The organism is Qipengyuania vesicularis (assembly GCF_019711415.1).
Classification (GTDB): Bacteria; Pseudomonadota; Alphaproteobacteria; order Sphingomonadales; family Sphingomonadaceae; genus Qipengyuania; species Qipengyuania vesicularis.
In genome coordinates this window covers 535,315-556,829 of record NZ_JAIGNJ010000001.1, presented here as the reverse complement: position 1 = coordinate 556,829, position 21,515 = coordinate 535,315, and the positions used below count along the sequence as shown (strand labels likewise).

21 protein-coding genes and 1 tRNA gene are annotated in these 21,515 nt (G+C 63.9%); 6 read left to right on the top strand and 16 right to left on the bottom strand.

Annotation, left to right across the window (positions count from 1 at the left end):
- Positions 1 to 25: 25 nt before the first annotated feature.
- From addA to K3146_RS02755, 8 genes are all read right to left on the bottom strand, one after another.
- Positions 26 to 3,502 carry a double-strand break repair helicase AddA gene (gene addA / locus K3146_RS02790; protein WP_345723590.1) on the bottom strand — a complete coding sequence of 1,159 codons (3,477 nt, stop codon included), beginning with the start codon at positions 3,500 to 3,502 and terminating at the stop codon, positions 26 to 28.
- Complete coding sequence (gene addB, locus K3146_RS02785; RefSeq protein WP_221544668.1) at positions 3,499 to 6,534, bottom strand: double-strand break repair protein AddB; 3,036 nt, start codon at positions 6,532 to 6,534, stop codon at positions 3,499 to 3,501. Before addB ends, addA begins: the two co-directional genes overlap by 4 nt.
- Positions 6,527 to 7,249: a nucleotidyltransferase family protein gene (locus K3146_RS02780; protein ID WP_221544667.1), complete on the bottom strand. Its 723-nt coding sequence runs from the start codon at positions 7,247 to 7,249 to the stop codon at positions 6,527 to 6,529. Before K3146_RS02780 ends, addB begins: the two co-directional genes overlap by 8 nt.
- The gene (locus K3146_RS02775) at positions 7,246 to 8,232 is read right to left on the bottom strand and encodes an aminoglycoside phosphotransferase family protein (protein WP_221544666.1); all 987 of its coding nucleotides are present in this window, start codon (positions 8,230 to 8,232) and stop codon (positions 7,246 to 7,248) included. The genes K3146_RS02780 and K3146_RS02775 overlap by 4 nt, the downstream gene beginning before the upstream one ends.
- Positions 8,229 to 8,666, bottom strand: a complete 438-nt coding sequence (tsaE, locus tag K3146_RS02770) for a tRNA (adenosine(37)-N6)-threonylcarbamoyltransferase complex ATPase subunit type 1 TsaE (RefSeq protein WP_221544665.1) — start codon at positions 8,664 to 8,666, stop codon at positions 8,229 to 8,231. Before tsaE ends, K3146_RS02775 begins: the two co-directional genes overlap by 4 nt.
- Positions 8,663 to 11,005, bottom strand: coding sequence for a sensor histidine kinase (locus K3146_RS02765; RefSeq protein ID WP_221544664.1), 2,343 nt, complete (start codon positions 11,003 to 11,005; stop codon positions 8,663 to 8,665). The genes tsaE and K3146_RS02765 overlap by 4 nt, the downstream gene beginning before the upstream one ends.
- Before the next feature lie 136 nt (positions 11,006 to 11,141).
- A complete protein-coding gene (ahcY, locus tag K3146_RS02760) occupies positions 11,142 to 12,551 on the bottom strand; it encodes an adenosylhomocysteinase (RefSeq protein WP_221544663.1) in 1,410 nt (469 codons plus the stop codon).
- Positions 12,552 to 12,704: 153 nt separating this feature from the next.
- Entirely contained in the window at positions 12,705 to 13,163 is a 459-nt protein-coding gene (locus tag K3146_RS02755; protein WP_221544662.1) for an S-adenosyl-L-homocysteine hydrolase, read from the bottom strand.
- Between the two features lie 175 nt (positions 13,164 to 13,338).
- Between K3146_RS02755 and K3146_RS02750 the strand changes: the two genes are divergently transcribed.
- From K3146_RS02750 to K3146_RS02740, 3 genes are all read left to right on the top strand, one after another.
- On the top strand, positions 13,339 to 13,818 hold the full coding sequence (locus tag K3146_RS02750; RefSeq protein ID WP_221544661.1) for a peroxiredoxin: 480 nt from the start codon (positions 13,339 to 13,341) through the stop codon (positions 13,816 to 13,818).
- Between the two features lie 99 nt (positions 13,819 to 13,917).
- Positions 13,918 to 14,175: a hypothetical protein gene (locus tag K3146_RS02745; RefSeq protein WP_221544660.1), complete on the top strand. Its 258-nt coding sequence runs from the start codon at positions 13,918 to 13,920 to the stop codon at positions 14,173 to 14,175.
- An 87-nt stretch (positions 14,176 to 14,262) separates the two neighbouring features.
- On the top strand, positions 14,263 to 14,439 hold the full coding sequence (locus tag K3146_RS02740; protein ID WP_221544659.1) for a hypothetical protein: 177 nt from the start codon (positions 14,263 to 14,265) through the stop codon (positions 14,437 to 14,439).
- 85 nt (positions 14,440 to 14,524) lie between these two features.
- Here the strand turns inward: K3146_RS02740 and K3146_RS02735 are convergent, their stop codons facing one another.
- From K3146_RS02735 to K3146_RS02715, 5 genes are all read right to left on the bottom strand, one after another.
- A complete protein-coding gene (locus K3146_RS02735; protein ID WP_221544658.1) occupies positions 14,525 to 14,680 on the bottom strand; it encodes a hypothetical protein in 156 nt (51 codons plus the stop codon).
- A gap of 12 nt (positions 14,681 to 14,692) precedes the next feature.
- A complete protein-coding gene (locus K3146_RS02730; RefSeq protein ID WP_221544657.1) occupies positions 14,693 to 15,118 on the bottom strand; it encodes a PEPxxWA-CTERM sorting domain-containing protein in 426 nt (141 codons plus the stop codon).
- 424 nt (positions 15,119 to 15,542) lie between these two features.
- Positions 15,543 to 16,151 (bottom strand): GTP cyclohydrolase I FolE, encoded by a 609-nt coding sequence (gene folE, locus K3146_RS02725; protein WP_221544656.1) that lies wholly within the window; start codon positions 16,149 to 16,151, stop codon positions 15,543 to 15,545.
- Complete coding sequence (locus tag K3146_RS02720) at positions 16,148 to 17,713, bottom strand: phospholipase D-like domain-containing protein (RefSeq protein WP_221544655.1); 1,566 nt, start codon at positions 17,711 to 17,713, stop codon at positions 16,148 to 16,150. The genes folE and K3146_RS02720 overlap by 4 nt, the downstream gene beginning before the upstream one ends.
- Positions 17,714 to 17,715: 2 nt before the next feature.
- On the bottom strand, positions 17,716 to 18,207 hold the full coding sequence (locus tag K3146_RS02715; RefSeq protein WP_221544654.1) for a hemerythrin domain-containing protein: 492 nt from the start codon (positions 18,205 to 18,207) through the stop codon (positions 17,716 to 17,718).
- A 94-nt stretch (positions 18,208 to 18,301) separates the two neighbouring features.
- Between K3146_RS02715 and K3146_RS02710 the strand changes: the two genes are divergently transcribed.
- Positions 18,302 to 18,700, top strand: a complete 399-nt coding sequence (locus K3146_RS02710; RefSeq protein WP_221544653.1) for a metallopeptidase family protein — start codon at positions 18,302 to 18,304, stop codon at positions 18,698 to 18,700.
- Positions 18,701 to 18,813: 113 nt separating this feature from the next.
- Here the strand turns inward: K3146_RS02710 and K3146_RS02705 are convergent.
- Positions 18,814 to 18,890: transfer RNA gene (locus tag K3146_RS02705), tRNA-Arg, on the bottom strand.
- A gap of 44 nt (positions 18,891 to 18,934) precedes the next feature.
- Entirely contained in the window at positions 18,935 to 19,336 is a 402-nt protein-coding gene (locus tag K3146_RS02700; protein WP_221544652.1) for a (deoxy)nucleoside triphosphate pyrophosphohydrolase, read from the bottom strand.
- Between the two features lie 107 nt (positions 19,337 to 19,443).
- On the opposite strand from K3146_RS02700, the gene K3146_RS02695 reads away from it, so the two are divergent.
- Positions 19,444 to 19,620, top strand: a complete 177-nt coding sequence (locus tag K3146_RS02695; protein ID WP_221544651.1) for a Flp family type IVb pilin — start codon at positions 19,444 to 19,446, stop codon at positions 19,618 to 19,620.
- Between the two features lie 124 nt (positions 19,621 to 19,744).
- The gene (locus tag K3146_RS02690; protein WP_221544650.1) at positions 19,745 to 19,924 is read left to right on the top strand and encodes a Flp family type IVb pilin; all 180 of its coding nucleotides are present in this window, start codon (positions 19,745 to 19,747) and stop codon (positions 19,922 to 19,924) included.
- Between the two features lie 91 nt (positions 19,925 to 20,015).
- On the opposite strand, the gene K3146_RS02685 is transcribed toward K3146_RS02690, so the two are convergent.
- A complete protein-coding gene (locus tag K3146_RS02685) occupies positions 20,016 to 21,488 on the bottom strand; it encodes a M48 family metalloprotease (protein ID WP_221544649.1) in 1,473 nt (490 codons plus the stop codon).
- Positions 21,489 to 21,515 lie beyond the last annotated feature (27 nt).

The window sequence follows — 21,515 nt, the reverse complement described above, 5'->3', positions numbered from 1 at the left end:
CGCTCCATATGGGCGCTGGGGGCAATTACTCAACGGGCGGCAGGGCAAAGCTTTCCTGCCGATCCGCAAACGCGGCCTTGTAGGCAGCGAGGCGCTCGGCGGGCAAGGCGATCAGTTGCGGTGTCTGGGTATAGAGCACCGCCGCCTCTACCGCGCGACCGGGGTAGATGACCTGCAACGCTGCGACATAGGCCGCCATCTGGCGCATCGTGCTTTCCGGTATGCCGTCGAGCGATGTGGGCGGACGGCGAGCGGTCTTGAAGTCGACCACGGTTACCTTGTCGGGCGTGACCAGCAGCCGGTCTGCCGTGCCCATGACGACCTGGCCTTCCACCGTCGCGGCCAAGGGGATCTCCGCCAGCGCAGAGGGACCGAATATCTCGGCAAATCCAGGCTCGGATAGGACCGTGATCGCGCGGGCGAGCATTTCGCCGCGCTCTGCGTCGCCGAGATCGCTGGCCTGTTTGGCGAGCCACGCCGTAGCCTTCGCCTCGCGCTCCGCGGGAGCGACTTGGGGCAGGCGTTCGAGCAGCGCGTGGATCAGGACACCCCGCCGGGCGGCACCGGCCGCGACTTCGGGCGGCAGTGGCGGGTCGCTCCCTTCGACCTCGCCCAGCCCCGAAGGCGCGAGCGGGCGCGGCGGACGCGGTTCGGGGCCGACCGGCTGCTTCGCCCAATTCGGTAGGTCGACCGGCGCCGCAAGTTCCGCCCTGCCCTCGAAAGGTACGACTGCCGCGCGTTCGCCGACCTCCCAACGTGCACCCCAAATGGGATCTTCCAGCCCCTCCCCGTCATCGAACAGTTCCTTGAGACGGGCGTACCAGCTGTCTTCGTGCGGCCCGTTCTTCGCATCGCGCGGGCCGAGCGACCCTCCTACGAACAGGGCTTCCTCGGCGCGGGTCATGGCGACATAGAGCAGCCGCCAATGCTCCTGCATCGAGCGAGCCGCGTTTTCCTCCTCCACAGCGCGCAGCGGACCGACTTTCTCGTCCTTGGTCAGCGCGGGTAGAGGCACGACATTGCTCTGCTCTGCCCCAAGCGGGGTTTCTTCGAGCGATAGATCCCCCGAGGAATCGGGGCGGATCGCCGCATCGGCAAGAATGACAATCGGTGCTTGCAGGCCCTTGGAGCCATGCACGGTCATCACGCGGACCTGGTCGCCGCCCTCGCCCGCCTCGCGCTTCAGTTCGCCATCGCCTGCATCGAACCAGCGGATGAAGCCTTGCAGGCTGGCCACATGGCTCGAGGCGAAGGCGTTGGCGACATTGAGCAGTTCATCGATCGGATCGTTGGCCTCGCGACCCAGCCGTGCGACCAGCCTGCGCCGCCCATCCATCGGGCCGACCAGCATCCAGTGGAGCAGCTGCTGCGGGCTGTCGTAATCGGCGCGGCGCAGGATTTCGCGCAGCGCGTCGACGATATGCGCCACGCGCGGCTCGTCGGAGATGCGCAAGTGCTCCCAAAGACGCACGCCCTTGTCGCGATAGCCGAACACGAGAAGGTCTTCCTGGCTCCACCCGATCAGGGGAGAGACGAGCAGGTTGGCCAGCGTCAGATCGTCGAGCGGCTGCGCGGCAAAGCGGATTGCCGCCATCAGGTCTTTCACCGCCAGCGGGTTGCCGAGCCTGAGCCGGTCGACGCCCGCCACCGGGACGCCGTGGGCATAGAGCCGCGCGACGATGAGCGAGGCAAGTTCGCGGCGCTTCTGCACCAACACCATAACGTCGCCCGCCTGCGCGCGGCGGGTTTCGCCCTTCACCAGCGTGAAGCCGTCGCCTTTGGGATCTAGCCATTCGGCGACCTGCCGCGCGATCTTGTCGGCCATCAGCCGGTCATGGCGCGCGAGCCAGCCGTTTTCCTGTTCGCCCTCGTCGTCCTCACCATCGAGGATGCGCACGTCCTTCCACAGCGTGACGAGACCGGGCGCGTTTTCGCCCCTATGCTCGCCATCACTCTTGTCGAGGCCCAGACCTTCATGCCCGATGGCGCGGATCGCTTCATCCACGAAGGAGAGCACAGTCTGGTTGGTGCGGTAGCTGCGTTCGAGATCGTATTCTTGCAGGCGCCGGGCCTGCATATTCTCGCGCGCCTGCTCTGCGGCGCGGGCAGCCGCTTCCATACGGTCGCGGAAATAGTCGCGGGCCTCGCGAAAATTCTCGGGGCTGGTGCCCTGGAAGCCGAAGATCGCCTGCTTGTAGTCGCCAACCGTGAAGATCGTCCGGATCGCGTCGCCATGCGCGCCGTATCCATCGAAATATTCGTTGGTCAGCGCTTTCACGATGGCCCATTGGGCCTGGTTCGTATCCTGCGCCTCGTCGACAAGGATATGGTCGAAGCTACGGTCGAGCTTGTAGCGGATCCAGTCTGCCATCTGGCTGGAGGAAAGCAGCCGCGCTGCGCGGTGGATCAAATCGTCGAAATCGACCAGTCCCTCGCGCGCCTTGGCCTCTTCCCAACGCTCGGCAAAGGCGCGGCCCGCTTCGAGTTGCGGAGCAAGGAATGCGGCGAGACCGAGCAAGGCAGCGCGTTCTGCAACGGCGCGGACGGCCTCGGCGATAATCGCCTGCTTGTTTGCGAAGTCAGGATCGTTTTTCTCCGCGCCCTTCATGATGCGCGGATCGCCGTCCTTCTTCAACAACGTGTCGAAGAATCCGTCCAACCGCTCCAAACGCTGCTCGGGTGAGGCCCCGAGCCACGCAGGGACGAACTCGCGGACCTTGTCTGCGCCCTGCGCCTTCCAGCCATCCATGGCCTGTAGCGCTCCGCGCAGCACATCGACGGGGAAATTCGCATCCGAACAGCCTTCTGCCACCCAGCCTTCGTCGGCATCGACCGGGATACCCAGCAGGCGGCGCACCGGATCGCGAAGGTCATGCTGCCAGCCGGGCTGCTCCCACAGCTCCTTGTGGCGGGCGCAGCGCATCAGCCAGCCGAGCACGGCATCGGGCCCCTTGCGGCGACTCATCTCGGCCACGGCCTCGCGTATGTGCGGATCGCCCTCGGCGAGCAGCTCGGACAGCACATCGCGGCTCAGCAGGTCGCGGTCGCGGTCTTCCATCGGCTGGCTGCCGGGCAGCACGCCCGCCTCGCTCGGGAAGGCGGCGAGCAAGTATTGCGCGAAGGCGTGGATTGTATCGATCCGTAGCCCGCCGCCGGGGCAGTCGAGCACGCGGGCGAAGAGCGATCGGGCGCGGTCTTGCGTGGCGGGGTCGATCGGCGCGCCCAGATAGCCGAGCTCTTGTGCCAGCTGGCCTGCATCCATCCGCACCCACCGCGCGAGCACCGAATTCACCCGCACCGCCATCTCGGCGGCGCCCGCCTTGGTGAAGGTGAGGCAGAGGATTTGCGAGGGATCGGCGCCCGGCTGGAGCAGCAGGCGCAGCACGCGGGCGGAAAGCACCTGCGTCTTGCCCGTCCCCGCGCTGGCGGAGAGCCACACGCTTTTCAGCGGATCGACACTGTCCGCCTGCGCGTCCTTGAGCGGATAGACCTTGCCGCTCACGAGGCATCCCCCTCGTCGGCCTGACGCGGGAGCCATTCCTCCAGCCGCATCAGCTGGTCGTAGGTGTCATAGGCCGGATAATCCGGGTTCTCGCGCGCGGTAAACGGAGCGTCGCCCTTGATGTATTTGCCGATCGCCTCGCCCAGTTTTTCGCGGGTTTTCGGGAGGAAGTCCTCCGGCAACAGGCCCTTCTGACGGTCGCTCAGCTTGAGCGGCACCTCGACATAGCCGAAGCCATGCGGATTATCCTCCTTCGCCCGGCCCAGCGACCAGTATTCATACCCACCGGGCTGGCCGCTCAACCTGGTGAAGCCGCCGTCCTCTGCGATAAGTCCAAGGATGCCGAGCTGCAGCGCGTAGCCTTCCTCGACCATCGCCTTGCTCGGCGGCTTGCCCGTCTTGTAGTCGACGATGGCGAGCGTGCCGTCCTCCAGCCGGTCGATCCGGTCGGCGCGGCCGTGGACGAGGACGTCGTCGAAATGCATCGACCCTTTGGCCTCCACCGCCAGCACCTCACGCCCGTCGTAGGCGGTGACCGTCTCCTCGATCCAGAGCAGCGCCTGCTCCAGCCGCGGAACCCACAGGCCGCGGGTGTAGGTATCGGCATTCTCTTCCTCCAGCACCGCTTCCATGATCGGCACAATGCGGGCTTCGGGGTCGGTCTTGCGGGTGAGATGCCAGCGCTCGAGGATGGTGTGCGCGACATTGCCCTGCCACAGTGGATTGGGTTCCGCATCGAGCGCGTCGAGGTCGGACAGGCCCATGATCTTCTGCGCGAAGAACTGGTAGGGATCGCCCAGCAGCCGGTCGAGCGCGGTGGCGGAAATGTCGACATCGCGCTGGTCGGCGCTGGGCTTGGGCATCGGGCGCGGATAGTCGGGCGCAGGCTCGGCGCGTGTCATGGCGCGGGCGAGATTGATAGCGCCAGCTTCCCGGTGCCGATCCGACAGATCGCTTTCCTTCCTCGTATCGCTCAAGAGCGCCTGCACCCGCAGCAGGAACCGGCTGGGGATGGCCGGGCCGCCCTCATCTCTCTCGCTCCGGCTGAGCACGACTTCCGGAGCGCCCATCGCACCGGCAAGGTCGTGCGCGGATAGGCCGATGCGGAAATCCCCGCCCGGAACGCCGAGCGCCCGCAGCACCGGCGGGGCGAGCAGCGCATCGACGCTTCCGCGTGGGGGCCAGATGCCCTCGTTGAGGCCCGCACAGATCACGAGATCCGCCCGGTTCATCCGCGCTTCTAGCAGGCCGAGCACCTGCACGCGCGCATGGCCGCCATAGGGCGGGCGCACCGCGCGTTCCTCCATGGCATCGGCAAGCGCGATCGCGATATCGCGCGGTGCCACAGCGAAACCGGCCTCGCGGGCGTGGAGGCGGAACTCCTCGACGAAAGCGGCGAGCGTGCGCCCGTCTTCCTGCGCCCACAGCTTCTCGCCGCACAAACCTTCGGCACAGGCGGCGAGGGTATCAATCAGTTCGGCGAGGCTTGCGGGGCTGTCGCGGTCAATCTCCACCAGCGGGAGCAAGTGCACCTCGGCAATCGCCCACCATTCCGCCATGTCCGGGTGAGTCTCGGCGAGCCTGCCAATCTCCGCCCGAGCCGGTTCGAGGCCGGGAGCAAGCCTCGGCCCGCGCAGCGCCCGCTCCAGCCGCCGCAACCGTCGCAGCCAGCGCCCACGTTCCATTCCGCCATCGACCAGCGGGTGGCCGAGCAGCGCCATCAGCGGAACCGCCCGCGCGCCCTCCGACATGACCTCGGCGGCGAGCAGGAATGCCCTGCCAGCCGGTGTCTGCGACAGCGGGCGACCAGCAGAGTCATCGGCGATGATGTTCCAGCGTGCCAAATGATGCACCACGCGGCGGGCGAGAGGACGATCGGGCGTCACCACAACCACGCGCTTTTCCGGCTCGGCCAGTGCCTCACGGACCAGCAGAGAGATCGCTTGGGTCTCTTCCTCGGGGTTTGCAGCCTGCATGATCCGCACGCCCGACAGGCGGCGCTTCTCCGCAGGCAAATCCACCCAAACCCGGCTTGCCTCGGGAGGCAGGAAGAGCGCCGAAATCGCGTGGCTGCGCTCGGGCGGCGCGGCGGTCATGCCCTTGCGGTGCCAAGGCTGCACTTCCTCTCGCCCCACCCCCATGCGGTTGAGCAGCAACTTGAGGTGATATTGCGGATGGGTCACCGCATCGTCGCGGGCGAAAGCCGTGTCACCGGGCGCGGGCGCAGCACCGGCGCGGCCTAGCTCCTCCCACACAGCAGCATCCATGGTGAGGTCGAAGTCGGGCAGGATTACAGCGCCTTGCGGCAGCTCGCTCACAACGCGCAGCAACTTCGCCAGCGCCGGAGATGCACTGGTGACGCCCGCCGCGACGATCGGCGTAGCGGGCGGTTCGGCCTTCCACGCCGTGCGCGCCGCATCGAACAGCCGGTTTCGCCGCGCAGCCGCATCGAGCATGCCTTGCGAACCGAGCCATGCGAGCCATTTTGCCTGCACATTGGCGAACAGCCGGATGGAATTCTGCCAGTGGGCGGAGAGGTTCGGGAAGACGTCCACCACCTTCTCGTCGACCAGTTGCTCGGGCCCGATATCCTCGACCAGCAGACGGTCCATCGTCGCCCCGGTTTCGCGGGCGAGGCGCAAAAGAGTCGCCCCCTTGGAGGCCTCGTCGCCCATCTCCTCCGTGATCAGGCTTGCCAGCGCAAACAGTCGGCGCGGCGGATCGACGGCTGGCGGGATGTCGCTTGTCCCCAAGGGATCGAGCAGAGGCCCCAAAGCCTCATCGAGATCGAGATCCCCCACCACCGCCATGCGCGGCATCAGCAGGCCGGCGCGCCCGCTCTCACCTGCGTGCCGGATGAAGGCCTCTGAGACTGTACGGCGGGCACGCGAGCTGGGCAGGAGCAGCGTCAGCCGGGCGAGCCCAAGTTCATCGTCGCCATATCGCGGGACCAGCCCGGCAACGAGCGCATCGGCAAAGCCCCGGTGCGCGGCGATGGAATAGACTTGGGGCCCTTCGCGCCCGTCAGCCACCCGTCAACGCCTCCTCGGTCGGCTTGATATGCGCAGGCGTGCCCACTTCGTACCACATGCCTGTGAAGGCCACGCCGAACAGGCGGTCTTCCTCGATCGCGCGGTCCCACAGCACATTGGTCGAAAATTTTCCTTCCGGCGCCTCGCGCAGCAGGTGGTGCGAGACCAGCTGGATGCCGGTGTAGATGAAGGGCGCGATCCGATCGGGTTTCTTGCGGCTCAGCCGCCCCGCCCCGTCCATGTAGAAATCGCCCGTCCCGTCGAAATTGCGCGCGCGGGCGTGGGTCACGACCAGCAGAAGCGCATCCATCCGCTCCGGATCCCACGCCGCCGAAAGGTCCGCAAAGGCATTGCGCGGTCCGTCAAGCCAGATGCTGTCGGCATTACAGGCGAAGAAAGGATCGGGGAGCAGGCCGGCACCCTTCGCCTTCATCATGCCCCCACCGGTCTCGAGCAGCTCAGCCCGCTCGTCCGAGAAGGTCACCTTGGGCGCAGCGCGCTTGCCGATATGCGCTTCGATGGATTCGGCGAGGTAGTGGACATTGACCACCGCCTGTTCGATGCCAGCGCTCTCGAGCCGGTCGAGCGCGCGGTCGATCAGCGGCTTGCCCGCCACGCGCACCATCGGCTTGGGCATGGTTGCGGTTAGCGGGCGCATGCGCTTGCCCAGTCCCGCGGCCATCAGCATAGCGGTATCGGAGACGAGCCTGGTCACAAAATCTCTCCGCCATGGGCATCGCGCAGCGCCTGCGGGATATTGGCTTCGAACCAGGCGGCCACGGGCGCCATCGCTTCATGGGCCAGATCGCGTTCCATCGCCTTCCAGACGCGCGGGATCATGGAGAGATAGCGCGGCTTGCCGTCACGCTTGTAAAGCCGGGTGAAGATGCCGACGATCTTGGCATTCCGCTGTGCCCCGAGGCGCGCGTAATCGGCCTCGAAATGCTCGCCCGGATCGGCGGCGGCGCGATAGCGGCACAGCATGTCGTGTTCGAGCTGTTCGGAAACGTCGCGGCGCGCATCTTGCAGCAGGCTGACGATGTCATAGGCAGGGTGGCCAACCAGCGCGTCCTGGAAATCGATCAGCCCCTGCTCGCCCGCCAGCTTGCCGGGTTCGAGCAGCATGATGTTCTCCGCGTGGTAATCGCGCAGGACGGTGACGCCGGGCTGCTGACGCGGAAGCATGGGGGCAAGCGCTTCTTCCCACGCCGCGGCCCACCCGGCTTGATCGACGGAAAGCCCGGCGGCGGGGCAATACCATTCGGTGAAAAGGTCCACCTCGCGCCGGTAGACCGCCATGTCGTAGGGATCGAAGGGACCGGGCGGCAATCGGTGCAGACGGACCAGTGCATCGATGGATTGCGCGTAGATATCGCGCTCTTCGCCGGGATGGTCGTCGATCCACTCCTTCATGCGCGTATCGCCGAAATCCTCGGTCAGCACCCAGCCATTTGCGGCATCTTCCGCGAGGATCGCAGGCCCGCGCATGCCCTCCTGTTCGAGCCAATGGGCGACGTGGAGAAAGGGCTTCGGATCTTCGTGCGGCGGTGGTGCATGCATCAGCATGGCGCTCTTCCCGCCCATCTTCAGGCGGAAATAGCGGCGGAAGCTGGCATCGCCGACGAGCGGGGCGATTTCGGCCCCTTCCCATTCGGTGTCGCCGAGGAACTGGTGGATGCCGTCGGGAAGCGCGTTCATGGCAAGCGGCTTTGCCAAGCATCGCCCGGCTTCACAATGGCTTGCCTGCCCTCTCCCACTATTTCCAGCGTGATCGCAAGGCAGCTCGGCTCATGCTCGAACCCGCCGGCATGGTCGGGCCACTCGGCGAGCAGCGCCGCCCCCTCGCGATAATCGTCGAGCCCGATCTCTTCGGCCTCGGATGGATCCTCGAGCCGATAGAAATCGGCATGGACCAGCGGCACGCGAAGGTGGTCGTAGGTCTCGACGATGGTGAAGGTCGGTGACGGAACTTCGCCCGTGTGTCCAAGCGCTGCAATAATGGCTCGGGCGAGCGTGGTCTTGCCTGCACCGAGGCCGCCAGAAAGCGCCACCACGTCGCCAGGTTCGAGCCGCGCCGCGATCCGCGCGCCGAAGGCCTCCATGGCCGCAAGGTCCGGCAATGCCTCGATCACGGCAACGAGATCGTCGCCGTCGTCCCGGCGTTCTTGCGCGTCTGGAATTCCAGCGTGCCGCCATGCGCCTCGACGAGCTGCCGCGCGAGCGGGATGCCAAGGCCCTGCCGCCGCTCGATACCCTTTCCGTCCCGGCTCATCCTTATGCCTTCCAGAGCGCGCGCCAGTTCGTGCTGACTCATGCCGCTGCCGTTGTCCGATATCGCAATGCGCACGAGGCCGCGCCGCTTGGCGGTATCGATAAGGATGCGTCCGCCACGCGGCGTATGGGTAATGGCGTTGTCGAGCAATTGCCCGATGGCACGCTGCAACTGCTGGCGATCGGCCTCTATCGTGCGGGTCGCATTACCGTTGAGATCGAGCGTCAGGCCCGCATTGACGATCGCCTGTTCGCGCTTGCGCACGATCTGCTCGATGAAGGGCATTAGTTCGAGCTTGGTCTTGCGCAGCGGCATCAATCCCGCTTCGGACTGTGAGAGGTCGAGCACATTCTCGACCTGCTCGGTCAGCTTGCCCACCGACATGGTGATCGCCTGCACATATTCCTTTGCCTGCGGGCTGAGATCGCCCGCCACGCCTTGCGAGAGCAGTTCGGCGAAGCCGCCGATGGAGGTGAGCGGCGTGCGGAATTCGTAGCTCATGTTGGCGAGGAAGCGCGTCATCACCGCGTCCGCCTCTTCCAGCGCACGGTTGCGTTCGCGCAGTGCCTCTTCCGCCTGCTGCGAGGCGGTGACGTCGAGCACGGTAAGCAGGCCATTGCCATCGGGCAGCGGAACCCCGGCATAGGTCAACGTGCGACCGTCAGCGAGTTCCACCCGGCCATCGCGGCTCTTACGGTCGAGCGTGGCGGAGCGGATAGTCTGGCCGATCTCTGCAACCAGCTTCGGATCGGCCAGCTGCGGCGCAATCGCTTCGAGCAATTTTTCGGCCTGCGGATGCTGGTCAACAACCTCGCCTTCGAGGCCCCAGGCGAGCGGGAAGCCGCGATTCCACAGCTCGAGATGCCCGTCAGGGGCGAAGACGGCGAGTGCTTCGAACAGGCTGTCGAAGGTCGCGGTTCTTGTCCGCAGCAGAGTGTCGCGGGTCGCCGAAAGTGCCAACTGTTCGGTGCGATCCTCCGCGATGAGCACCAACCCGCCATCCGGAAGCGGCTGTGCGACCACGCGCAGGTGGGTACTATCGGGCAGCGGCCAGTCGAATTCGCGCGGCTCGTCGATCTGGAACCATTCGCCCAGTTCCTTGCGCCAGGTGGGAAAGTCGCGGACCTCGGGGATGCGACCGTTCTCGCGCGCGATCATCAGCATCTGGTCGAAGCGGATCCGCTCGCTCACCACGCCGGGCGGCAGCGAGAAAACGCGGTGGAACGGCTGGTTCGCGAATGTCATGCGCTGCTGGCCGTCGAACTGGGCGACACCGATCGACAGCTGGTCGAGCATCGAGCGCTGCGCTTCGCGGAAGGCGCGGAATTCGCGCGCCTGTTCTTCCATTTCCTCGATATCGACCGCGTAACCGGCGATCCCCTCGCCAACCAGCGGCAGGTCCGTCACGCGCACCGTGCGGCGGGCATTGTTAATAGTCGCGGTCAGGATACGCTCGATCGGTTGGCGACGGTCGGAAGCCTGCTGGGCAACCTCGGCAGCGCTGCGTCCGCCGACCTGTTCGACCAGTTCGATCTGGTCGGCCACCACCTGGTCAGCACTCTTCGCGCCGACTGCTTCGACATAGGCCTTGTTGACGAGGCGCAGATGCATGTCGGCACCACGGAACCACATCGGCATGGGGGCCGCCTCGATCAGGCCCACCAGTGCGCCGAAATCGTCCTTGGCGCGCGCGGCCTCCTCGCCCAGCCTCGCCAGTTCGTCTTCGGTTTCGGTGAAGTCGAAGACCCAGATCAGCGCAGCGCCGCCGGGCGAGACGGACGGGTCCGCCAGCGCGCCGCGCAGCGCGAGGGTCTTGCCCGAGCCCGGAGGGCGCAGCGCCATCTTGAAAGGCTTGGCGCTTTTCTGGGTGCGACGGACATGGGCAGAAAGCCGGTCGACCTGGTCTTCGGACAGCCCCAGTCCGTCCTGCCCAGCCAGTTCGGTGAGATATTCGGGTACCCTGTCGAGCCCGATCCACCTCGCAAATCGATCGGGCGCCTCGATCCGGCCGTCGACGCGGACGAGCAGCGGGATCGCGGGACCTTCCTCGACCATGCGCGACAGGCGCCGCGCGACCTTGCGATGTGCCGCCGCCCGCTGCGTCTGGCGGCTCGCCTTGAACATCAAATACGCCGCCCCGCCCGTCCACAGCGCGATGAGGACGGTTATGAGAGAAACGAATACGGGCGAGGTTTCCATTACCTGCCAGCTATTAGGCTAACTGCTTCGATGCAATGGGGTGTTCGACGCAATGAACCCCCGCACGGGGGCGGGGGTTCGAAATGGCGTTGCGCCTGGATGGCTGTGTCCCCGAGCGAGCGGGGACACGTAAGGGTCAATAACGGTAGTGTTCCGGCTTGTACGGGCCCTCGACGGGAACGCCGATATAGTCCGCCTGGTCCTTGCTGAGCTTGGTCAGCTTGACGCCGAGCTTGTCGAGGTGGAGCGCGGCCACCTTTTCGTCGAGCTTCTTCGGCAGGACGTAGACGTCGTTCTCGTAATCGTCGGTGTTCTTCCACAGCTCGATCTGCGCCAGCACCTGGTTGGTGAAGGAACAGCTCATCACGAAGCTCGGGTGACCGGTGGCGCAGGCGAGGTTCACCAGGCGGCCCTTGGCCAGCACGATGATCTCCTTGCCATCGGGGAACTTCACCAGGTCGGTGCCCGGCTTGAGTTCGGTCCATTCGTAATTGTCGAGCGCCGAAATCTGAATCTCGCTGTCGAAGTGGCCGATGTTGCAGACGATCGCCATCGGCTTCATCGCCTTCATATGCTCGGCAGTGATGACGTCTTCATTGCCCGTGGTGGTGACGAAGATGTCGGCGCGCTTCACGGCGTCTTCCATGGTCACGACCTCGAAGCCGTCCATGGCGGCCTGTAGCGCGCAGATCGGGTCGATCTCGGTCACGAGCACGCGCGCGCCGCCATTGCGGAGCGACTGGGCCGAACCCTTGCCGACATCCCCGAAGCCGGCGACGCAGGCGACCTTGCCCGAAAGCATGACGTCGGTTGCGCGGCGGATCGCGTCGACCAGCGATTCGCGGCAGCCGTAGAGGTTGTCGAACTTCGACTTGGTGACGCTATCGTTCACGTTGATCGCCGGGAACGGCAGCTTGCCGGCCTTGGCGAGGTGGTAGAGGCGGTGAACGCCGGTGGTGGTCTCTTCCGAGACGCCCTTGATGTTCTTCACCGACTTGGTGAGGTAACCCGGCTTGCGCTTGAGGAAGTCCTTGAGCGCGCGCTGCATCTCGATTTCTTCGGCATTCTGCGGCTCGGGCATTTCCTCGCCCGCCTCGATACGCGCACCCCAAAGGGCGAACATGGTGGCATCGCCGCCATCGTCGAGAATGAGGTTGGCGGTGAGGTCTTCGTCGGCTTCGGTCGACCAGTCGAAGATCTTGCCGACATAGTCCCAGTAATCGGCGAGGCTCTCGCCCTTCACGGCGAAGACCGGGATGTCCTGCGCGGCGATCGCGGCGGCGGCGTGGTCCTGCGTCGAGAAAATGTTGCAGGTCGCCCAGCGGACTTCTGCGCCAAGAGCGACCAGCGTTTCGATCAGCACGGCGGTCTGGATGGTCATGTGGAGCGAGCCCACGATGCGCGCGCCCTTCAGCGGCTGCGCTGCGCCGTATTCCTCGCGCGTGGCCATCAGGCCCGGCATTTCGGTTTCGGCGATGCGGATTTCTTCACGGCCGTAATCGGCGAGCGCAATGTCCTTGATGACGTAATCGGTGAACTGGGCCACGGTCGGTCCTTTTCGTGTTTCAAAACAAGTATTCGGTAGAAATGTGCCGCGCATGCGAAAAGGGCGGCACCATGATGGCGCCGCCCCTAGCCTTTCGCTGCAGAGAGGGCAAGCTAGCCCCTTAGCCCCTCCGCGATACGATCCCGAAAGGCCTTAACGCCGTGCCCAGCGCCCCCCGCTGCGCGGCGCCGGTCCGAGCAGTTCGTCTGCCGCCTGGGCAAGCACTGTCGGATCCTTCGAATTGGCGAGATCGGTGGTGATCTCCTTCAGCTCTGCACAGCCGAGCCACGGATGACCCTGGCCGTACTGGTTGGCCATGCCGACGCTGATACGGTCCAGAGCGCGCTTGGCACCCTTCTGGCCGTGGCGAGCAACGAGGCCTGCCTCGAGCTTGCGAGCGGCTGCGTTGAGCGAGGTGATGTGAGCGGCCGAGAACTTGCGATACTGCGGCTGGAAATCGTCCGCGCCGGTACGGCAGCGAAGCGAGGTGACCATCAGCATGATATCGAGCTTGCGAACCTGTTCGTCCTGGCTCGCGGCGCTGGCTGCGGTCGGCGTCATCATAAGGGCTGCAGCAGTTGCGCCAGCAGCGATAGTCTTCTTGAAAAGCATGTCCCTAGTCTCCCGTCGGCAAGCGTCCCGTGCCTGCCAGAAAGAACATGCCTGCAAATATTTACCGAGATTTAAACCCGCGGGGTGAATTCCTGTTAACCATCCGACTCCTTGCAAGAACGCTTCGTCGATCCTACTCCCATGTGTGGACGGGAAGACACAGGAGTTTTAACCTATGACAATCGCTGTGGGCGATCGCCTACCCGACGTAAAACTAGTCAAGGCCACCGCCGACGGCCCCGAGCAAGTCCAGTCGGGTGACTATTTCAAGGGCAAGACCGTGGCGCTGTTCGCTGTGCCGGGTGCCTTCACCCCCACCTGCTCGGCCAAGCACCTTCCGGGCTTCGTCGAAAAGGCAGATGAACTGAAGGCCAAGGGTGTCGACGAGATCGTCGCGACTTCGGTCAACGATGCCTTTGTCATGGGCGCGTGGAAGGATGCAGCTGGCAGCGACGACATCACCATGCTGGCCGACGGCAATGGCGACTTCGCACAGGCCGCCGGTCTCGGCGCCGATTTCAGCGGCTTCGGTATGGGCCAGCGCAGCCAGCGCTATTCGATGCTGGTCGAAGACGGTGTGGTGAAGCAACTCAATGTCGAAGAGCCGGGAGACTTCTCGGTCTCCAGCGCGGAGCACATGCTCGGCCAGATGTAATCGGCTAGCCAACACGTCCCGATTGCGGACAAGTTTGCGCCCCGCCTTGCCTCCCGGCACGGCGGGGCGCAGTCTTTTTGTGGGTCCAGGAGGAGGGAAATGGCTCAGACTTCGGGTGAGAAAGACGACTTCGGCATGCTGCTCGGTTGGCGTGCCGATCCGGCAGGCGAAAAGATCGCGCTACTGATGCAGAGTTCGAGCAAGGTCGTAGAGAGCGACGACGACGTGCGCGAGTACCGCTATTTCCTGACCAAGCAGCAAGCGGTGCAACTGGGGAATTTCCTGTACGGAGTGGCCGGCGAGACGCCTCCGCCACCGAGAAAGCCCGGCCTGCTGGAGCGGTTGCTGGGCGGCTGAAGGCCACACCAGATTTTCTTCAAGCCATTAAATTCGTGGAACTAAATCGGCGCGACCTGCTTCATCTTGTGAAGGGCAGGTTGAAACATGGTTGCAGAACTGGTCGAGAAAAGATTGCGAGACAGGGCCGACCGGGAGCGTGATCCCTTCGTATCGGCCTATCTCAATGCAATGGTGGACCGCACCCTCAGCTTTGCAGCCTTGTCGATCAGCGATCCGAAGGATTTGGAGTGCCAAACACCGCGCCAGTGCTCGAAGGCGTGATTGCCATCCGGTCTGGCCGGACGATCGGAACGCACAGCGCCGGTCGCGGGGAGACAGGCTCCCCATCATTCTCTAAAATGTGAACCTACTTGCCTGAACCTAGCTGCGCAGTCCGCTTCCTGCGCCAGCGCGCTTCCATCTGTGCCTTCCTGTCGCGCCACTTGCGCCAATCATGCGCGGCGAGCATGCCGACACCGGCAAGCAATGCGAGAAGGATCAGGGCTGCGACCAGATATTCCATTGTTTCTGCACCTCAGGTTTGGGCCATACTGCGCGTTGCCGCCCGCTTCCTCCGCAGGGCGAGGCCGAGGCTGGCGAAGCCCAGGAGAAGCAAGGACCAGGTCGAAGGTTCTGGAACCGCACTTTCGGCGCTTGCGACTACCAGCGGATTGCTTCCACCTCCCGCTTGTCCCGAAGGCTCGTTCGCACCGGGTTCGAGTGACTCGATCGGATTGGTAATCGGTCCAAGTCCATTTTCATCGCCGCCAGGAAACCCGAAGGGGCCGGAGGGCGGGAAGAAGCCCGCAGACCCGAACAGGGGATGGCCAGAAGATCCAAACACGGGATGGCCGGACAGGCCCGCCGCATTGGGAAAGGCGTGATGGCTGGCGCCGGCAAAACGCGATCCCGGACCAACCGCAAATGCAAAACGCTCGGTGCCGCTGCCTAAGGTGGGCATGCTCGGCCGGCTTATCGATGCTGCAAATGAGGACTTGCTCAGGTCAGCCAGGCGCGCGGAACTCGCGACTTGCGCAGCGAGACTGGCCGACGCCAGATCCTGGCCGACCGGTCCGGCATCCAGTCGGACCCTTTCCACTGCCTCGCGATCGCTCAACCCCATCGCCGAAACGATGGCGGATTCGACCTTCGGAGCCACAAGGAAACTGCCACATACGGCTGTGGCTAGAAGCGCTGTTCTGATTGATACGGGCATCGCGACCTCTTCGACAAGATGCCCTCCCGTCTGGATTCCTCAGCTAGCAGCGAAATCCTTCAACACCAAGTAATATAAGAGAATTTCGGCTGAAAGCTCACCATCCGTCCCAAATGGGGACAGGCCAGGAAACGCCGGGAACCCATCGAGAAATGCGGGAACCTGCCGATCAATAGCCCATCAGGCTCAGCACTTCCTTGCGGCTGCGCTGGTCCTCGAGGAAGGTACCCATCATCCGGCTGGTGACCATGCCGACCCCCGGAGTGCGCACGCCGCGGGCGGTCATGCAACTGTGCTGCGCGTCGATGACTACCGCCACGCCCTGCGGCTGGAGGTTCTCCCAGATGCAGTCGGCCACCTCTGCGGTCAGGCGTTCCTGCACCTGCAAGCGGCGCGCAAATCCGTGGAGCACACGGGCGAGCTTGGAGATGCCGACCACCCGGTCATTGGGCAAATAGGCGATCGCGGCCTTGCCGATGATCGGCGCCATGTGGTGTTCGCAATGCGACTGGAAGGGAATATCCTTCAGCAGCACGATCTCGTTGTAGCCACCGACTTCCTCGAATACCCGGCCGAGGTGGATCGCGGGGTCTTCGGTATAGCCGAGACAGTATTCCTTCCACGCGCGCGCGACGCGCGAGGGGGTATCGAGCAGGCCTTCGCGGCCCGGATCGTCACCCGTCCATTCGATCAGAGTGCGGATCGCATCCTGTACGTTTTCGGGGACCGGGGGCTTACCGCGCGGATCGTCTTCGTCGGGTCCTACCAGGCTGCTCACTTGCCATTCTTCCTTCTGAACTTGTCTCGCATGCGCTCGAGGCGGCTTCCCTTGCGGAAAAGTCCGCCCTTTGCAAACGGCTCGAACATGTCGTCGGGATCTTCGGGGTCGAGCAGGCCGCTTTCGGCCACCGCCTTCTCGGCATCGTTGAGGTCCGGGGGGTGGTAACGCACGAGGTTCCGCCCATCTTCGGTAATCGTGTGGTCGATCATCGCTGCCATCGATCCGTGGCGTGAGAGCAGCTGGCCCACTTCGCTTTCCTCTACGCCGCAATGTTCGGCGAGGAGAGAATAGCGAATGTCACGGATCGCGTCGCAGGCGTGTTCATTACCCTTGCGATCGCAGTCGATGAAGACGTCGCATTCGCTGTCGAGGCCCATCGAACGATTGTTCATATTGGCCGAGCCGATGCGGAAGATGCGGTCGTCGACGATCATGACCTTGGCGTGGACATAGATGGGTGTGGCTCCGGAAACCGGGTTCCAGATGCTGAATCGACCCTTGTCGTCCGCCTCTTCGATACAGCGCACCAGTTCGGCGCGGGCGTGGTCCATCGCCTGCTGTTCTAGCCAGCCGTCGGCATTGCGCGGGTGGACGATCACGATCTCTGGCGGATCCTCCTCGTGCAGTCGCTCGCACAACGCCTCGCAAATGGCCCGAGAGGCGAAGTACTGGCTTTCGGCATAGATGAATTTCTGTGCGCGCTTGATGTGTTCGACGAAGAGGTGCTCGATCTCGCGCACCTCTTCCCAATCGCGATACTCGGCCCGGGTACGGGCAATGCCGACCTCGACATTCTCGAAATCCGCCCTCAGGCCCTCCGGCCAGAGGCTGTCTTCGCGGGCCTGGATCGGAAGCAAGGCCTTGCCGCCAGCGCGAACCCAGCGATCGCGGCCCAGCTCGCTCAGCGCATCGGCAATCTCACCTTCCATCATCATCGAGGCATCGTGCCAGGGCTCGTAAGCGCGGCCATTGGGCGTCTTGCGAAGCTCGTTCTCTTCCTCGTGCTCGCGCGTATCCCAGCGCTTCACCGTCATGTCGATCCCGCCGCACACGGCGAGGCGGTTGTCCAGCACGGCGATCTTCTGGTGATGGCTGCAGCCCGTGGGGTGGGCGCTGTCGAACTTGAAGTCGATCCGCCGGTGGCGGAACCAGCGCATGAGGTCCCACCACATCGACCCGCGGACCACGAACTTGAAGACCCCGAAACTCCATTTCAGGATGCGCACCTCCAGGGTAGGGCGATGGCGGACGAGCCAGCCGATGAAGCTGCCGAGCCGCGCAGGATACTTGTCCTTCCAACCGCGCTCCCACCAGTGACGGCCTTCGGCGAGGTGGATGCGCGTGTCGAAGTCCCACCCGATCAGGAAAATGCGGTGCTTGGCCTTCAGCATGGCGGCATGCATGGCGGCGAAATATTCGGCAGCATCGATAAGCACAGCCGCACGTTCGACCTCGGCGTAAAGCCAGACGCTTTCAGAAAGGCCCTCGTCCAGGCGCGAGACGCGCTCTGGATCGGGCTTTTCCTTGTCCGCGGTTTTGGAGCCCCCCTCCCCTGCCATGTCTATTCCTTGGCGTCCTCTTTCTTCTCCGGGGTCACTTCGGCCTCGGCCTTCTCTTCCTGCTTACGCCGTTCGAAGACCTTGCGCATGTGCTCCATATCCTTGTCGTCGAGGTGTTCCTCGAAATCGGGGAAGTGGTCGTCTTCCTCTTCCTCGATGTGGTGGCGGTACTGGTGGTCGAATTCCTTGAACTTGGTCAACCACGCACCTTCGGACATGTCGGTCGCTGCAAGGTCGTTGAGCGCTTCGTCGATCTCGTGATGCTCTGCAACCGAGTGGCGCGTCTCGTCGGTGGTCGGCGGCTTGCGGAGCATGGTGGAGTAGAGCGCCTGCTCTTCCGCAGCCGCGTGGCTCTTCAGTTCCTTGGTCAGTTCGGTGAAGAGCTCCTTGCGTTCTTCGGTCTCGCCGCTGGTTTCCAGCAGCTTGTCCAGCAGCTCGCGGTGCTTGTCGTGGTCCTTCTTCAGGCGGGCGAAAATCTCGGTTGCGTCGGCCATGGGCTTGGTCTCCTTTTCCTTTTGAGAACAGGCTGCAAGCGCTGCGGTTCCACCAGAGCTTGAATGCGGTACACCAGCACCGCATATCGGGCACATGACGTTCGAGAAGGCAGGGCCCACCGCAGGACAGATGCAGCAAATGGCCGAAGCGGTGCTTGCTTCGCTGCCCGAACAATTCCGCCTGGAGACGGGCGAGATCGTGATGCAGGTGGAAGATTTCGCCACACCCGAACAGCTGGCTTCGGTCGATCTGGACAACAAATGGGAGCTGAGCGGACTCTACGAAGGCGTTGCCCTGCCCGACCGTTCGATTTGGGAAAGCCATCGCATGCCTGCACGGATCTGGCTGTTCCGCCAACCGCTGATCGCCGAGTGGCGCGATACGGGCGTGAGAATGGACGATCTGGTGCGGCACGTGGTGATCCACGAAGCGGGCCACCATTTCGGTTTCAGCGACGAGGACATGCACGCGCTGGAAGACAAGGCGGAATAGGGCGTTCGGGTTCTTTGTGCCGGCCGCTTTCGGCTGTTGGGCTCCGAAGTCCGAACCTGCGCGCTCCACCACCAAAAAAGCCCACGACCCCGATTTGGGGTCATGGGCTTTTCTGGCGCGCCAGGAAGGATTCGAACCTCCGACCGCCTGATTCGTAGTCAGGTACTCTATCCAGCTGAGCTACTGGCGCGTTGGAGGGCGGCACATAGGCAGGTGCTCCAAGCTTGGCAACACCTAATCGGGCATTTTTTGGAATAGCGCGCCCGCCAGCGACACATCGAGCGGGGGCTTGTCGAGCGAGGCCACTTCCTCCGGTGTGAACCACCCGACCGCCCCGCCTTCGAGTGCCTGCGGCTCCCCCTCCCATCGTGCGCATCTGTAAAGAAGGATGACAATCGGCCGAGCGCTCGATTCGAACGATTCCTGCGCGAAACCAACTGGCGCCAGGTCGGCTGGCGACAGCGCAATTCCCAGCTCCTCGCCAATCTCGCGAATCAGTGCTTGCGGCGGATTCTCGCCGATTTCGACCTTTCCGCCGGGGAATTCCCATAAGCCCCCGTGATGTTTTTCTTCAGGCCTGCGGTGCATCAACCACCTCCCCGCCCCGTCAGTCAGAGCAAGGGCGACCACTGGCACCCATGTCGGATTACTTTCCAATTCACCATTTCCCTGCAACTCTTTCTTAAGACCTGCCCGAGTACCTCTCCAGTGTCAGCTACGAATTGACAGTGGGGGCAATCCAAATGGTCCGATTTCTAAAAAGTCTGGGACGTGACGACCAGGGTGCAACCGCCGTCGAGTACGGGCTGATCGTCGCGCTGATCTTTCTCGCGATGATCGGGGGGGTACAGACCTTCGGCAACACGGCGATCTCGATGTGGAACAACATCAGCACCACTGTCGCATCTGTACGTCCGTAAGGTGGAAGCAAAATTGTCGATCCCGTTAGGAGTTTGTCAATTTGTCGAAGCCATACCGAAATTAGCTCAAGCCGTCAGGACGCGGTGAGAGTCGGGTACCGAAGACTGAACCAGGAGACTACACATGAAGTTCATCAACAAGCTGCGCCGCAACGAAGAAGGTGCAACCGCTATCGAATACGGCCTTATCGCTGCTCTGATCGCTGTTGCTGCTATCACTGCAATGGGCGCACTCGGCAACGAGCTGAGCACCACCTTCAACACCGTTTCGGGTGAAATGGCTACGGCTAACGCTGCAGTCTAATAGACGGCGCAAGCCAAAAGAAGGGCGGCGAGGGAAACCTCGCCGCCTTTTCTTTTGCCAGCAATGAAAGCGAGCTCGTAGTGCCGAGGTCCTAGCGGCCCCGCACCACGATCTTGACCTTCTGCCCGGCGCGGACACCGTCGTTCGAGCTGAGGCCGTTGAGCACGCGGAAGCGCTCTTCCTGCGCGCTGGTATAGGCCATCCGGCTCGCGAGCGAGCTGACCGTATCACCGCTGCGCACCGTCACGACGTCGAGCACACGCGGCACAACATTGGCCGCTTCCTGCGAAGAAATCCGCCGCACGGACGAGAACATCTGGTTGAACGTCCCCGCCTTGCCTGCCGGGGTAAGCGCCAGGAAATGATAGGCGCGGTCGTTCGAGAACTCATAGGCAAACACGGTCACATCGACCTGCTGGCTGCCATTGTTCACTCGCGCGGTTCCATAGGCCGCCGGCAGCCCGTTCACCGTGGTCGTCTGGATATTCGTCGGCCTGATCTGCTGCTGGTCGCTGAGGCTGGCGAACACGCTGTTCACATAGGTCTGCAGATTGCCATTGTACTGCGCCAGCGTGAACTGCGCCTTCCCGCTCTGACCGTTCACCGTCACGGCGCGCGTGCCATTGACCATGTAGAAGCCCTGCGGTGCCGTGAAAGCGAGACGCAGTTCGGGATGGATGAACTGGCGTCCCTCCACCACGCCCTGGGCGGGATCGTCACCATAGGTCAGCCCGTCGATCCGGCTGAGGAAGGTGTCGCGGTTGGTCACGCCAGTCATGCCCTGCGCTTTGCTCAGCGCAGTTTGCACACGGCTCGCGGGATCAGGGTGCGTCGATGCCCATTCCGGAAGGCGCGCGTCATCGCGACCTTGGAGACGCGCGTCGAGTGCGTTCTGCGCCGCAAGGCTCGCCAGTACGGTTGCCATGGCGCGCGGATCGTAGCCCGCCGTACCGAGATACTGGATACCGGCTTCGTCGGCTTCGAGCTCCTGGCTGCGCGAGAACTTCAGCGTTAGCATCTGCGAGCCCTGCATCGCGGCCTGGCCGAGTTGCTGGCCGAGCGGGTTGCCGCCAAGCAGGATGCCCGAAAGGATTGCGCCCGCTGCACCGAGCAGCGAGTTGCGCTGGGCTGCTGCCTGCCGCCGCTGCGAATGGCGCAATGCGACGTGGGCAACTTCGTGGCCGAGCACACCTGCCAGTTCGGCTTCGTTATTCATCAGAGCAACGAGCTGGCGGGTGGTGTAGATATAACCGCCCGGGATGGCGAAAGCATTGTTCACCGGGCTGTTGACGAGGCTGACGGTGAAGCTGTCACGCGCATTGCCGAGGCCCGACTGAACCGCGATCGTCTTGCCGACCTGCTCGACATATTGCGCCTGGCTGCCCGTCATCGCTCCGCCGAACTCGGCAAGCAGCTGCGGATGCGCTTCGGCGCCGATCTTGGCTTCGTCCTGCGTGATCGGGGTCGAGGCATCGGGGATGCTTCCACCGACCCCCATGCAGCCCGTCAGCGCGAGCGAGAGCGTCGCGGTCGATGCTGCGGCGAGATGTTTGATTCTGGGCATTGAATAGGCTCCCCTTGCACCGGGCTC